The sequence below is a fragment of the Micromonospora sp. DT31 genome (genome assembly GCF_049841795.1).
Taxonomy (GTDB): domain Bacteria; phylum Actinomycetota; class Actinomycetes; order Mycobacteriales; family Micromonosporaceae; genus Micromonospora.
The window spans coordinates 216,805-230,311 of the sequence record NZ_JBNCKZ010000005.1 but is presented as its reverse complement, the minus strand read 5'-3'; the positions used below and the strand labels follow the sequence as shown (position 1 = coordinate 230,311).

The 13,507-nt window shown below is 74.4% G+C and carries 11 protein-coding genes; 8 read left to right on the top strand and 3 right to left on the bottom strand.

The window, feature by feature from the left end; all coding sequences use genetic code 11:
* Positions 1–24 precede the first annotated feature (24 nt).
* From ACLQ2X_RS11405 to ACLQ2X_RS11375, 7 genes are all read left to right on the top strand, one after another.
* On the top strand, positions 25–504 hold the full coding sequence (locus ACLQ2X_RS11405) for a hypothetical protein (RefSeq protein ID WP_425680951.1): 480 nt from the start codon (positions 25–27) through the stop codon (positions 502–504).
* Between the two features lie 775 nt (positions 505–1,279).
* Complete coding sequence (gene pdhA / locus ACLQ2X_RS11400; protein ID WP_425680950.1) at positions 1,280–2,455, top strand: pyruvate dehydrogenase (acetyl-transferring) E1 component subunit alpha; 1,176 nt, start codon at positions 1,280–1,282, stop codon at positions 2,453–2,455.
* Positions 2,455–3,444 (top strand): alpha-ketoacid dehydrogenase subunit beta, encoded by a 990-nt coding sequence (locus tag ACLQ2X_RS11395; protein WP_425680949.1) that lies wholly within the window; start codon positions 2,455–2,457, stop codon positions 3,442–3,444. The genes pdhA and ACLQ2X_RS11395 overlap by 1 nt, the downstream gene beginning before the upstream one ends.
* On the top strand, positions 3,441–4,925 hold the full coding sequence (locus ACLQ2X_RS11390; protein WP_425680948.1) for a dihydrolipoamide acetyltransferase family protein: 1,485 nt from the start codon (positions 3,441–3,443) through the stop codon (positions 4,923–4,925). The genes ACLQ2X_RS11395 and ACLQ2X_RS11390 overlap by 4 nt, the downstream gene beginning before the upstream one ends.
* A 219-nt stretch (positions 4,926–5,144) precedes the next feature.
* A complete protein-coding gene (locus ACLQ2X_RS11385; protein WP_425680947.1) occupies positions 5,145–5,282 on the top strand; it encodes a hypothetical protein in 138 nt (45 codons plus the stop codon).
* 343 nt (positions 5,283–5,625) lie between these two features.
* A complete protein-coding gene (locus ACLQ2X_RS11380) occupies positions 5,626–8,454 on the top strand; it encodes an LppU/SCO3897 family protein (protein ID WP_425680946.1) in 2,829 nt (942 codons plus the stop codon).
* 156 nt (positions 8,455–8,610) lie between these two features.
* Positions 8,611–10,443, top strand: coding sequence for an NHL domain-containing thioredoxin family protein (locus tag ACLQ2X_RS11375; protein ID WP_425680945.1), 1,833 nt, complete (start codon positions 8,611–8,613; stop codon positions 10,441–10,443).
* A 64-nt stretch (positions 10,444–10,507) separates the two neighbouring features.
* On the opposite strand, the gene ACLQ2X_RS11370 is transcribed toward ACLQ2X_RS11375, so the two are convergent.
* Genes ACLQ2X_RS11370 through ACLQ2X_RS11360 form a run of 3 tightly spaced genes read right to left on the bottom strand, consistent with a single transcriptional unit; the run spans position 10,508 to position 12,748 of the window.
* Positions 10,508–11,257 (bottom strand): LamB/YcsF family protein, encoded by a 750-nt coding sequence (locus ACLQ2X_RS11370; RefSeq protein WP_425680944.1) that lies wholly within the window; start codon positions 11,255–11,257, stop codon positions 10,508–10,510.
* Complete coding sequence (locus ACLQ2X_RS11365) at positions 11,241–12,137, bottom strand: biotin-dependent carboxyltransferase family protein (RefSeq protein ID WP_425680943.1); 897 nt, start codon at positions 12,135–12,137, stop codon at positions 11,241–11,243. The genes ACLQ2X_RS11370 and ACLQ2X_RS11365 overlap by 17 nt, the downstream gene beginning before the upstream one ends.
* The gene (locus ACLQ2X_RS11360) at positions 12,134–12,748 is read right to left on the bottom strand and encodes a 5-oxoprolinase subunit B family protein (protein WP_425680942.1); all 615 of its coding nucleotides are present in this window, start codon (positions 12,746–12,748) and stop codon (positions 12,134–12,136) included. The genes ACLQ2X_RS11365 and ACLQ2X_RS11360 overlap by 4 nt, the downstream gene beginning before the upstream one ends.
* Before the next feature lie 75 nt (positions 12,749–12,823).
* On the opposite strand from ACLQ2X_RS11360, the gene trhA reads away from it, so the two are divergent.
* A complete protein-coding gene (gene trhA / locus ACLQ2X_RS11355) occupies positions 12,824–13,501 on the top strand; it encodes a PAQR family membrane homeostasis protein TrhA (protein ID WP_425680941.1) in 678 nt (225 codons plus the stop codon).
* The last annotated feature ends 6 nt before the right edge of the window (positions 13,502–13,507 follow it).

The following is a 13,507-nucleotide window of genomic DNA, read 5'->3' as shown; positions in this document are numbered from 1 at the left end:
GTGCGGCGCACGCCCGGACGACCGTTGCGTTCTGCCTACGGCCGTGCCCGGGTGCCGGCCGGCGTCGGCGTGGCCTGCGGGGTCGGCGTGCGCTCCGGCGTCCTGGTGGTGGGCGGGGGACCGCTCGGCGACGGCTCTGGGGTCGGCTCGGCGGACGGCTCCGCCGAGGTGGGGTGGGACGACGGCGCCGGTAACGGTGGCGGGGACCGGGAGGGCGAGGGCTCCGGGGACGGCGAGGTCGTCGGCGTCGGCGTCGGCACCGGCGACGGCGAGGGCACCGGGGACGGCGAGGGCACCGGGGACGGACTCGGTGGCCGGACCGGCGCCGGCCGGGCGGGCGGCATCGGCAGGGCGGGCGGCCGAGGGGCGACGACCGGTCGGGACCGGTACCGGGAGGCAAGGTCGCGGTCGTCGGGCAGGACCGGGGCGGCTGGCAGCACCGGGTGCGGAGGCACGGTGGTGGCACCGACCCCGGGTGTGGGCAGCGGTGGTGCGGAGGGCTGACTCGCCTGGGGCAGCGGGATGACCACCGGCCCGACGGAGGGGGTCGGGATGAACGGGATGCCCGCGTCGGGGAGGGCGCTGTTGCCGACGGTCGCCGACCCGGTGCTGAGTGCCGCGAGGATCGGCATGGACGCGGTGCCGGCGAGCAGCGCCACGGTCAGCAGGTAGCCGCGGCTGGGGCCGCCGACGCCGGGGGCGCGATGGGTGCCGACCACCCGCCGGTAGCCCTGGGCGGGGAGCGCCCGGTGCCGGCCGAGGAGGGGCGTGCCGGGGGGACCTTCAGGCTCGGACACCGGCTCACTCCTCGTAGCGTCGACGGACGGCAACCACATGCGCAGCTATTAGGACAAATACCGCGCAGCGTCTCACCGCCAGCTTGGTCCAGTGGCGCTCAGTCCACCAGCCGTAACCGCGTGTCGACACACATTTTGTCCGCCGGCCCGCAGGCCACCTGCGACAAAAGGTCTATTGGTCATGAATCCGACGGGATCCCACCGGCCGAGGAGGCCGTACTGTGGGCCCGCTCACCTCCTCTGCCATCATTCAGTCACGACGGCAACGCAACCGTCACCTCCGCGCACCCCGCGGCGGGTGCGGAACGGCGCCGGCACTCCCGGGCCTGGGTCCCAAGACGGACCCGGCTCACGCCGCGCGGCAACCCCCACCGGGGCCAGGCGCGGTCGCCAGGGACCGACCCGGCACCAGTCGGGCGGGCGCACGACGTGCGCGGCTCGGGTCACCCCCGGCGCCCGCGCAGACAGACAGGGAGAGACGGATGGCAAAGGGCGACCCCGGGGCCGCCACCCGCAGCAAGCGGGCCGCACCCCGCACCAGGCGCGCCGCCGCCGGTGAACCGGAACTCGTACAACTGCTCACCCCCGAGGGAGAGCGGATCGAGACGGCGTTCGGCCCGGACGGGACCGAGTACCGCGTCGACTTCACCGACGAGGAGTACCGCGGGCTGTACCGCGACCTCGTGCTGGTCCGCAAGCTCGACGCCGAGGCCACCGCCCTGCAACGCCAGGGCGAACTGGGCCTGTGGGCCAGTCTGCTGGGCCAGGAGGCCGCGCAGGTGGGCTCCGGCCGGGCGCTGCGCCCGCAGGACATGGCCTTCCCGACCTACCGGGAGCACGGCGTCCTCTACTGCCGCGGCATCGACCCGATCATGCCGCTCGGCCTGTTCCGTGGTGTCGACCAGGGCGGTTGGGACCCGAACGAGTTCAAGTTCAACATGTACACGATCGTGATCGGGGCGCAGACCCTGCACGCCACCGGCTACGCGATGGGCGTCGCCATGGACGGCCGGACCGGCGCCGAGGACGGCGAGGCGGTGATCGCCTACTTCGGTGACGGCGCCACCAGCCAGGGCGACGTCAACGAGTCGTTCGTCTGGGCCAGCGTCTTCAACGCCCCGCTGGTGTTCTTCTGCCAGAACAACCAGTACGCCATCTCCGAGCCGCTGGAGCGGCAGACCCGCGTCCCGCTGTACCGGCGGGCCGGCGGTTTCGGCTTCCCCGGCGTGCGGGTGGACGGCAACGACGTACTCGCCTCGTACGCGGTGACGCGGCACGCGCTGGACACCGCGCGCAACGGCCAGGGCCCCAGCCTGATCGAGGCCTACACCTACCGGATGGGCGCGCACACCACCTCCGACGACCCGACGCGTTACCGGATCGCCAGCGAGGTCGAGGCGTGGCAGGCCAAGGACCCGATCGCCCGGATGAAGGCGTTCCTGACCAGGCAGAAGATCGCCGACGAGTCGTTCTTCGCCGAGGTCGACGAGCAGGCCCGCACCGAGTCGGTGCACCTGCGCGAACGGGTGCTCTCGATGCCCGACCCGCAGCCGGTGACCATGTTCGACCACGTCTACCCGCACGGCTCGCCCGAGTTGGACGAGCAGCGGGCCCGGTTCACGCAGTACATGGAGTCGTTCGAGGGGAGCGCGCACTGATGGCCACGGAGACGCTCACCCTCGGCAAGGCGCTCAACACCGGCCTGCGACGGGCCCTGGAGAACGACCCGAAGGTCGTCATCATGGGCGAGGACGTCGGCAAGCTCGGCGGCGTGTTCCGGATCACCGACGGCCTCCAGAAGGACTTCGGCGACCAGCGGGTCATCGACACCCCGCTTGCCGAGTCCGGCATCATCGGCACCGCGGTCGGCCTGGCCATCCGTGGTTTCCGGCCGGTCTGCGAGATCCAGTTCGACGGCTTCGTCTACCCGGCGTACGACCAGATCGTGTCGCAGGTGGCGAAGATGCACTACCGCTCGCAGGGCAAGGTACGCATCCCGATGGTCATCCGCATCCCGTTCGGCGGCGGCATCGGCGCGGTCGAGCACCACTCCGAGTCCCCGGAGGCGTACTTCGCGCACACCGCCGGCCTCAAGGTGGTGAGCTGCTCGAACCCGCAGGACGCGTACGTGATGATCCAGCAGGCGATCGCGTCGGACGACCCGATCGTGTTCCTGGAGCCCAAGCGGCGTTACTGGGAGAAGGGCCAGGTGGAGGTGGACGCGCCGCTCGCCGACGCGTACCCGCTGCACTCGGCCCGGGTCGTGCGGCCCGGCAGCGACGCCACGGTGCTGGCGTACGGCCCGATGGTGCGCACCGCGCTGGACGCGGCCACCGCCGCCGCCGAGGACGGCCGGGACCTGGAGGTCATCGACCTGCGTACGCTCTCGCCGCTGGACCTGACCGCCGCGTACGAGTCGGTGCGCCGCACCGGCCGCTGCGTGGTGGTGCACGAGGCGCCGGGCAACCTGGGCATGGGGTCGGAGATCGCGGCCCGGATCACCGAGGAGTGCTTCTACTCCCTGGAGTCCCCGGTGCTGCGGGTGACCGGCTTCGACATCCCCTACCCGGCCGCCCGGGTGGAGGAGGAGTTCCTACCCGACCTGGACCGGGTGCTCGACGCCGTCGACCGCTCGTTCGGATGGTGAGCGACATGTCACGGATCAAGGAGTTCAACCTTCCCGACCTGGGCGAAGGCCTGGCCGAGGGGGAGATCCTCGCCTGGCTGGTCAAGGTGGGCGACGACATCGAACTGAACCAGCCGATCGTCGAGGTGGAGACCGCGAAGGCGGCGGTCGAGATCCCGGCGAAGTGGGCCGGCCGGGTGCAGGCGATCTTCCACCCGGAGGGTGCGACGGTCGAGGTCGGCGTACCGATCATCGCGATCGACACCGACCCGGGCGCCGGGCCGGTGGAGCAGTCGACGACCGGCGCCCCGGCGTCGGAGCTGCCGACCCCGTCGGCCGCGTCGTTGGCCGCCGTGCAGATCGCGCCCGCCGAGGGCATGGTCGAGCCGGGTCTGATCGGCGGCGCGGCCCCGGGTGGGCGTACCGCCGTGCTGGTCGGCTACGGCCCGCGCAATGCCCCGGCCAAGCGCCGCCCGCGTCGGGGCGACGCCCCCGCGTCGGCAGCGCCGGCCCAGCCCGCCGCGCCGGCCCAGCCCGCACCGCCGACTCAGCCCGCGGTGCCCGCCCAGTCGGCGGCGCCGGTGGTGACCGGCAACGGCCGGGTCACCGGCCCGGTGCTGGCCAAGCCGCCGGTGCGCAAGCTGGCCAGGGACCTCGGGGTCGACCTGGCCACCCTCACCGGTTCGGGTCCGTTGGGCTCGATCACCCGCGAGGACGTACAGCGGGCGGTGAGCGCGACCCCGGCGGCGGCCGAGCCGCTGACGGTCGAGGCGACGGCCACGTCGGCCGCGAGCTTCGGCGCGGACCGCGAGCAGCGCATTCCGGTCAAGGGGGTACGCAAGCTCACCGCGGAGAACATGGCCCGCTCGGCGTTCACCGCGCCGCACGTGACGGAGTTCCTGACCGTCGACGTGACCCGGGCGATGAAGGCGCTGGACCGGCTCCGCGAGCGGCGCGAGTGGCGCGAGGTCCGCGTCTCGCCGCTGCTGCTGGTCGCGAAGGCGGTGCTGCTGGCGGTCCGGCGGCATCCGATGGTCAACTCGACCTGGGCCGGCGACGAGATCGTGGTGAAGGAGTACGTCAACCTGGGCATCGCGGCGGCCACCCCGCGTGGTCTGATCGTGCCGAACATCAAGGACGCCGGACGGCTCTCGCTGCGTGAGCTGGCGGACGCGATGACCGGTCTGGTGCAGACCGCCAAGGCCGGGAAGACCTCGCCCGCGGACATGTCCGGTGGCACGCTCACCATCACCAACGTGGGGGTGTTCGGTGTGGACACCGGCACACCGATCCTGCCCCCGGGTGAGTCGGCCATCCTGGCCTTCGGCGCGGTGCGCGAGCAGCCGTGGGTGCACAAGGGCAAGGTGAAGCCGCGCCTGGTCACCACGCTCGGCCTCTCCTTCGACCACCGGATCATCGACGGAGAGCTGGGGTCGAAGTTCCTCCGCGACGTCGGGGACTTCCTGGCCGACCCGGAGGCGGCACTGCTCGCCTGGACCTGATGCTTTGCCACGGCTGCGGCCGGTGTGCAGCGGGTGAATGCCCGCCACACCGGCCGTAACCGCTGGGGGTCAGATTCGTCGGCCCAGACCCGCAGATGACCTACGATCCTTAGGCACGTGGCTCAGCTCACCTAATAATCGATGGCAATCCCCTGCCGCGTGCTGTTCAATGGAGTCATCAAGGGCTGACAACCGAATAGCCAGGAGGAGAGACCCAAGATGAGCATGATCGAGCGAATCCGCACCCGCCGCGACGCCAACCGCCGGGCCCGTGCCATCGAGCACGCCCTGCGTTCCGCCAACTCGCCCGCGGTCCGCGCCGAGCTTCTCGCCATCGCCCAGCGTCACGTCGGCTGACGCCACCGACTTTTCTCTCCCTCCTCAGTCCGAAGACCCACCCGAACCGGGTGGGTCTTCGGCGTATCGGCGGTCGACCGGCACCGGGATTCCACCCCGCGGCACCGCCCGGTACGGTTGGCACGGTCGCCAACCGGCTGACTCCGGACGATTCGATAACGAAACCCATCGACGTCGGCCGGTGACTTTCGGTGACGGCTGATGCTCCCCGGGTTGTGTCCGGGCGGCCACCGGATACGGTGCGGGGAGCCCGCACGGCCGGTACCCCGCCGGCAACGCCGGTCGCCATGCCGACGGTTTCCGACCGGCATCGGCAGCCGACCTGTATGGAGGAGGCGCACCCATGACGTCCGAGGCTCCGCACCGCCCCGGCCAGGAGCCGGGCGAGGTGTCGCCGGGCACCGGCGGACCGGTGCCGTACGGCGATCAGCCGGCGCAGCAGGACAACGGGTACGACGACGCACCCGACCTCGGCTGGGCGCCACCCCCGCCCACCGGTCGACCCGGGCAACCGGCTCCGACGTGGGCCGCGAACGACGGCCAGCCGGCCGCCTGGACGCCACCGGCCGGGCCACCGGTCACCGGCCGCGCCACCGCCCAGGTGCCACCGTCCGCCGACCCGCACGGCCGGGCGCCGCAGCCCGGGTGGGGGGCGCCCGAGCAGGGCGGCCCGACCTGGCCCGCGTCCGGTCAGGGCAACCCGGCATGGGCCGCCACCGAGCAGCCCGCCCCGGACCGCGCCGAGCCGACACCGCCCGCCTGGGGCGGCGAGCAGAGCCGTCCCGCCTGGGGGACCGGCGGCCCCTCCGGGGAGCAGTCGTCCTGGCCGCAGCAGGCGGACGGCGGCGCGCGTGGCACCGGCTACGTGCCCGCGCCGGCGACCGTACCGAACGAGTCCTGGGCCGCCCCCGCCCCCGCGGGCGACCCCAACCGCTCCGGCGGGTTCGCCGCCGGGGCGCACGACGACGCGCCGGGCCGCTCCGGTGGCTGGGCCACCGGCGCCCCGCCGGAGGACCCGGGCCGCGCCGGCGGCTGGACCCCTCGCAACGAACAGCCCGCCCCGGCGGACGACCCCAACCGGTCCGGCGGCTGGACCCCGCGGGAAAGCCAGCCCGCCTGGTCCCCGCAACCCGGCCAGCAGACCGGCGCCACCTGGCCGCCGGCCGAGCCGCCCGCCCGCGCCGCCGCCTCGGTGCCCGGCGTGGTCCACCCGGAGCACGCGTGGCCCGCGACGGAACAGTCCGATCAGGACAATGCCCGGCCCGGTCCGGCCGGTGCCGACGACGACCCGAACCGGTCCGGTGGATGGCGGTCCAGCGGCGGGCAGCAGCCCGACGAGGCGCGCCGCTCGGGCGGCTGGCCCACCTCGCAGGCCGACGACCGGGCGGGCAACTGGGACGAGCCCGGTCGGGACGAGGACCCGGACCGGTCCGGCGGTTGGGCCGCCGGCCGCGCCGCGCGCCCGGCCCCGCAGCCGGGCGGCTGGGGCGAGCCGGACCAGCCCCGGCAGGCCGGCGGCTGGAGCGGCGCGGCGTCCGTGCCGCAGCAGCGCGAGCCCGGTCACCCGGGCGAGGAGCCCGCGCGGCCCACCTGGGGCGCCGCCGCACCGAACGAGGCGCCGGCCCGGGCGAGCGCGTCCGTACCGGCTCCCGACGCACCGGCGGGCTGGGGCGGTAACCAGGACGACCCCGCGCCCGAACGCCCCGCCGTGCCGAACGTCGAGCCGTGGTCCTCGGCCGAGGCATGGGGGCGGGCCGAGGAAGCCGCGCCCGCCTACCAGCCCGCCCCCGCGCCGGGTGTCTCCCCCGGCAACGCGGTGCCGCTGCCCGCGCAGCAGCAACGGGTGCCCGGAGCTGCGCTGGCCGCGTCGGCGCCCGCCGACCACCCGGCCGAACCTCAGCGGTACGAGCCGGAGCACGGCGAGGGCGGCTGGGACTCCGGCCGGTCAGGCCACGAGGAACCGCCATCGGCGGTGGTGCCCGGCCCGCGTACCTCGCCGGAGGCCGGGCCGGTCTCGGCCAGCGCCTCGGTCCCGGTGTCCAGCCGGGTCACCCCGCCGTCCGACCAGCCGCTGCCCACCGGCGCACCGACGCCGCAACCCCGGGTGTACGGCCGACCGGCTCAGCCGGAGCCCGAGGAGACCCCGGAGGAACCCGCGTACGGCTTCGCCGGCCGGGAACAGCCCGCGCGCGGCTTCCCGGGTCCGGACGGGCCGTCCGGCTTCGACCAGGACAACGCGCCCGACTTCCCGGGGCCGGGCCCGCAGTCCCGGTCCGCGGACCCGGACGGGGCCTACGGGTACGCCGACGCCCCGTCGTCCTCGCCGGCCGCCGGTCCGCCGGCGTTCCCGGCGGACGTGCCGTCCTTCGTGGACCCGCCCGGCAACTACCGGCCGACCAACGGGGTGCACCCCGGCGACGAGCAGCCCGGCGGTTCACGGGATGCGTTCGGCGGCCCGCAGAGCCCGTACGGCGGCCGGCCGGACGGGTTCGGCGGGCCAGGCGGCCGTCCCGACCCGTTCGGCAGCCCGGGTGGCCAGCAGGACGCGTTCGGCGGGCCCGGTGGCCAGCAGGACGGTTTCGGCGGGCCCGGTGGCCGCCCCGACCCGTTCGGTGGGCCCGGTGACCAGCGGGACCCGTTCGGCGGTCCATCGCAGCAGTACGGCTCGCCGGCCGGCGGACGGGCCTCGGTGTCCGTGCCGGGTCAGCGGTCCGCGGGTGACGGTGGCTTCCCGTCCTCGTCCCCGCAGGGCGCGCCGTCCTGGCCGCAGGACGGGCCGGTCGGTGACCAGGATCAGGGCCGGTTCGACGCGTTCAAGCCGGACGCCGAGCCGCCGGCCGAGGCCCCTCCGCCGAAGGTGCGCAACGGCCGGGTGCTGGCCGCCGTGCTGGTCGCGGCGGTGCTCATCCTCGCCGTACCGCTCGGGCTGCTGACGTTGCTCGGGAAGGTCGGCGACGACGACAAGCCGGCGGGCTTCGACCCGGCGGTCGGCTCCTGCGTGAAGCAGTCCGGGCAGAGCGCCGTGGCCGTCGACTGCGGCGAGCAGGGTGCGTTCAGCGTCGTGTCGAAGGTGGACAACAAGGACAAGTGCACCGACTTGTCGCAGCCTTCGGTCGCTGTCGAGGGCAGCGGCGGCACCCGCGTCCTCTGCCTCAAGCCGGCCGGCCAGTAGCACGGTTCCCGACGGCGGGGTCACGGTGATCCGTGGCCCCGCCGTCGTCGTCTCCCAACGGCCCGGCCGCTGCTGCGCTGCGCGCGGGCGGTCCGACCGACGTGTCGGTCCTCACCGCCGCGCCGGTGACCGACCGCCGTGCGGCACGATAAGAGCATGAGCGCACGAGTACGGGCACCGGAGCTGCGCGGTCGCGGCTGGCTGAACACCGGCGGCAAGGCCGTCACGCTGGCCGACCTGCGGGGCCGGATCGTGGTGTTGGACTTCTGGACCTTCTGCTGCGTCAACTGCCTGCACGTGCTCGACGAGTTGCGCCCGCTGGAGGAGAAGTACGGCGACGTCCTGGTCGTGATCGGGGTGCACTCGCCGAAGTTCGAGCACGAGAAGGACCCGGCGGCGTTGGCCGCGGCCGTCGAGCGGTACGGCGTGCGTCACCCCGTGCTCGACGACGCCGAGATGGACATGTGGCAGCAGTACGCGGCCAAGGCGTGGCCGACGCTGGCGGTGGTCGACCCCGAGGGGTACGTGGTCGCCACGATGGCCGGCGAGGGACACGCCGAAGGGCTGGTCCGGCTGATCGACGACCTCATCGCCACCCACGAGGCGAAGGGCACCCTGCACCGCGGCGAGGGCCCGTACGTGCCGCCCGCCGAGCCGGACACCGTGCTGCGTTTCCCCGGCAAGGCGGTGTCGCTCGACGGCGGCAACCTGCTGGTCAGCGACTCGGCCCGGCACTCCCTGGTGGAGCTGGCCCCGGACGGCGAGACGGTGGTCCGCCGGATCGGCACCGGCGCGCGCGGCCGGGCGGACGGCCCGGCGACCGCCGCCACGTTCGCCGAGCCGCAGGGGCTGTGCCTGCTGCCCCCGCACGCGGCCGAGGTGGCCGGTTACGACCTGGTCGTCGCGGACACGGTCAACCACCTGCTGCGCGGGGTGCGGCTGTCCTCCGGCGAGGTGGTCACCGTGGCGGGCACCGGCCGGCAGTGGCGCTCGACGGTCGACGACCACGCGCACGACGCCCGCTCGGTCGATCTCTCCTCCCCCTGGGACGTGGCCTGGTACGACGACCGGGTGATCGTGGCGATGGCCGGTATCCACCAGCTCTGGTGGTTCGACCCGATCAAGCGGACCGCCGGCATGTACGCCGGGACCACGGTCGAGGCGCTGCGCGACGGCCCGCTGCCGGACGTGTGGATGGCCCAGCCGTCCGGTCTCGCCGTGTCGGCCGACGGAGCCCGGCTGTGGGTGGCCGACAGCGAGACCAGCGCGGTCCGCTGGGTCGCCGACGGGGTGCTGCACACCGCCGTCGGTCAGGGCCTGTTCGACTTCGGGCACGTCGATGGTGCGGCCGATCAGGCGTTGCTCCAGCACCCGTTGGGCGTGTGCGCGCTGCCCGACGGCTCGGTGCTGATCGCGGACACGTACAACGGCGCGGTACGCCGTTTCGACCCGGCGACCGGGCAGGTCGGCACCGTCGCCGACGGGCTGGCCGAGCCGAGCGACCTGGTGCTCACCGGCGACGGTGACGTGCTCGTGGTCGAGTCGGCCGCGCACCGGCTGACCCGGCTGGCGCCGGGCGCGCTGACCTCGGCCGGCGCGAGCACCGTGGACGGGCCGCGGCACCGGTTGGAGCGCACGCCCACCGACGTGGCGGCCGGGGAGCTGACCCTGGATGTGATCTTCACGCCGGCTCCGGGCCAGAAGCTGGACGAGACGTACGGGCCGTCGACCCGCCTGGTGGTGTCGGCGTCCCCGCCGGAGTTGCTGGTCGAGGGCGCCGGTACGACCACCGACCTGTCCCGCCGGCTGGTGGTCGGCCGTGACGTGGCGCAGGGGGTGCTCCAGGTGACCGCTCAGGCGGCGACCTGTGACGCGGACGTGGAGCACGCCGCCTGCCACCTGACCCGGCAGGACTGGGGCGTACCGGTCCGGGTGGTCGCCGACGGGGCGAGCCGTCTCCCGCTGGTCCTGCGCGGCATGGACGCCTGACGCCGGTGGCGCATTAAGAAGGGGCCCTTCCGCTACCTGATGCGTTAACAGGGGGCCCTTCCTTTCACGCGAACGGAGTGAGCGTGACCCCCGCGTCGATGAGCGCGGCCCGGACCAGCTCCGCGCACCGCACCGCCCCCGGAGTGTCCCCGTGCAGGCAGATCGACTCGACCGGGCAGGGGATCACCGTCCCGTCGACCGCGACCAGGGTCTGCTCGGTGGCCATCCGTACCGCCCGGACGGCGATCTGCTCCGGGTCGGTGACCAGCGCGTTCGGGGCGCTGCGCGGCACCAGCCGGCCGTCGGGCAGATAGTTGCGGTCGGCGAACCCCTCGGCCACCACCCGCAGCCCGGCGCCGGTGGCGAGCTGGGCGAGCACGGTGCCGGCCTGACAGAGCACCGGCAGTTCGTGGTCGTACCCGCTGATCGCGGCGACCAGCGCGGCGGCCTGGGCCTCCTCGCGGGCCGCCGCGTGGTAGAGCGCGCCGTGCGGCTTGAGGTAGCGGACCCGGGTCTGGTACACCCGGCAGAACGCGTCCAGCGCCCCGAGCTGGTAGATCGTCTCGTCGCGCAGCTCGGCGAACTCGTAGGCGATGTGCCGCCGCCCGAACCCGGCGAGGTCCCGGTAGCCGACCTGGGCACCGACCGCGACGCCGCGTTCGGCGGCGACGGCGCAGACCCGGTGCATGGTGGCCGGGTCACCGGCGTGGAAGCCGCAGGCGACGTTGGCGGAGCTGATCAGCGCGAGCAGCGCCTCGTCGTCGCCCAGCCGCCAGTGGCCGAATCCCTCGCCGAGGTCAGCGTTGAGGTCCATGGAACGTCACCGTAGTGCCTGGTCGGGCCTGGGCGAGCGGGGTCACGTCGTCCACCACTCCGATGACCGGGTAGCCACCGGTGCTCGGGTGGTCGGCGAGGAAGACGAGCGGCCGGCCGTCCGGGGGCACCTGCACCGCGCCGAGCACCATGCCCTCGCTCGGCAGTTCGCCGGCCACCGCGCGGGGCAGCGCCGGGCCGACCAGCCGCACGCCGACCCGGTTGCTGTCCGGACCCACCGTGTACGCGCGGCGCGCCAGCAGGTCGAACGCGTCGGGGGCGAACCAGTCCTGCCAGGGGCCGGGGCGTACGGCCAGGCGCAGTTCGGCGGGGACCGGCCGGGTGACGGCGAGGTCGACCGGGGCGGGCGGGCCGGCGGGCCGGCCGAGGGGCAGCCGGTCGGCGTCGCGCAGCGGGGACGGGCCGAGGCCGGAGAGCGTGTCGGTGGACCGGCTGCCGAGCACCGGCTCGACGGCGATCCCGCCGGTAACGGCCAGCCAGGTCCGCACCCCGGTGTGGGCCGGCCCGACCCGCAGCACCGCGCCGGCCGGCAGTGACATCGGCCGTCCCAGGTCCCCGGGACGCCACCGGGCGGGTGCCGGCGGGCAGGTGGTGGGCGGTCCAGCCGGCGGCCGTTCGACACGCACGTCGGCCGGCGCGCCGGTGAGCGCGACGGCGACCGCACGGGTGACGCGCAACGTGCAGCCGGTCAGCGTGATCTCCAGGCCGGCGGCGTCCTCGGGGTTGCCGACGAGGCGGTTGGCCAGGCGCAGCGCGGCCGGGTCGAGTGCGCCGGAGCGGGGCACGCCGAGGTGGGCCCATCCCGGGCGTCCCTGGTCCTGCACGGTGGTCAGCGCGCCGGCCCGCAGCACCTCGATCATCGGGCGTCGACCAGCCGGACCCGGGTGCCGGGGGTGAGTCGGGCGGGCGGGTCGGCGTGCACGTCGAACAGGCGCAGGTCGGTGCGGCCGACAAGCAGCCAGCCGCCGGGCGACGCGGTGGGATAGATCCCGGCGTACGGGCCGGCGAGCGCGACCGAGCCGGCGGGCACCCGGGTACGCGGGGTCGCCAGCCGGGGCACCGCCAGTTCCGGTGGCAGCCCGGTCAGGTAGGCGAACCCGGGGGCGAACCCGCAGAACGCGACCCGGAACTCGGTGCGCCGCAGCACCTCGACCACGGCCGGGACGTCGAGGTCCCAGTGGGCGGCGACGGCCGGCAGGTCCGCGCCGTCGTACACGGTGGGCACCCGGACCTCGCTGGTTGCCGGGCCGGTGGCGGCGGGGCGGGGGCGCCAGCCGGCGATGCGGGCGGCGGTGGCCGGCGGGTCGGGCACGCCGTCGAGCAGGACGGTGACCGCGCCGGGGACGATCTCGGTGGCGGTCAGCTCTCCGGTGTCGCGCCGGTGCCACAGCTCGGCCCGCCACGCCTGCGCCTGGTCGGCGTCGTCGCAGTCGAGGAGGAGGGCGTGTGCCCCGACCGGTCGGATACGCATCCGATCATCATCCCGGCGGGTGGCGTGACGGTACACACTACTTGCAAGTAACCTACGCCGTCGTAACCTGTTGACGTGACCACTTCCGCACGGCTCCGGCTGCGGCCGGCCGACCTCGGGAAGCCGCGCATGCGCGGCTGGCTGCACGCGTACGCGTTCTTCGCCGCCCTCGTGTGCGGCGTCGTCCTCTGCTCCGTCGCCGCCACCCGGCCGGGCTGGGCGCCGCTGGTGAGCTGCCTGATCTACAGCTTCACCGTGTGCGGGCTGTTCGGCACCAGCGCGCTTTACCACAGGCGGGTGTGGTCCGAACGCGGCTACCAGATCATGCGCCGGATGGACCACTCGATGATCTTCGTGTTCATCGCGGGCACCTACACGCCGTTCTGCGCGCTGCTGCTGGACACCCGGTCGGCCACGATCATGCTGAGCCTGGTCTGGGGCGGCGCGTTGGCCGGCGTCGCGGTCAAGCTGGTCTGGCCGCACGCGCCGCGCTGGGTCTCCGCCCCGCTCTACCTGGCGCTCGGCTGGGTCGCCGTGGCCATGCTGCCGCAGATCCTGCACGCCGGTGGCGTCACCGCACTGGTCCTGCTGTCCACCGGTGGCGCGATCTACAGCGCCGGCGCGGTGTTCTACGCGCTGCGCCGGCCGAACCCGTGGCCCACCGTCTTCGGCCACCACGAGTTCTTCCACGCCTGCACGCTGCTCGCGGCGATCTGCCACCACATCGCGATCTACTTCGCGTTGTTCGCCTGAACCCAC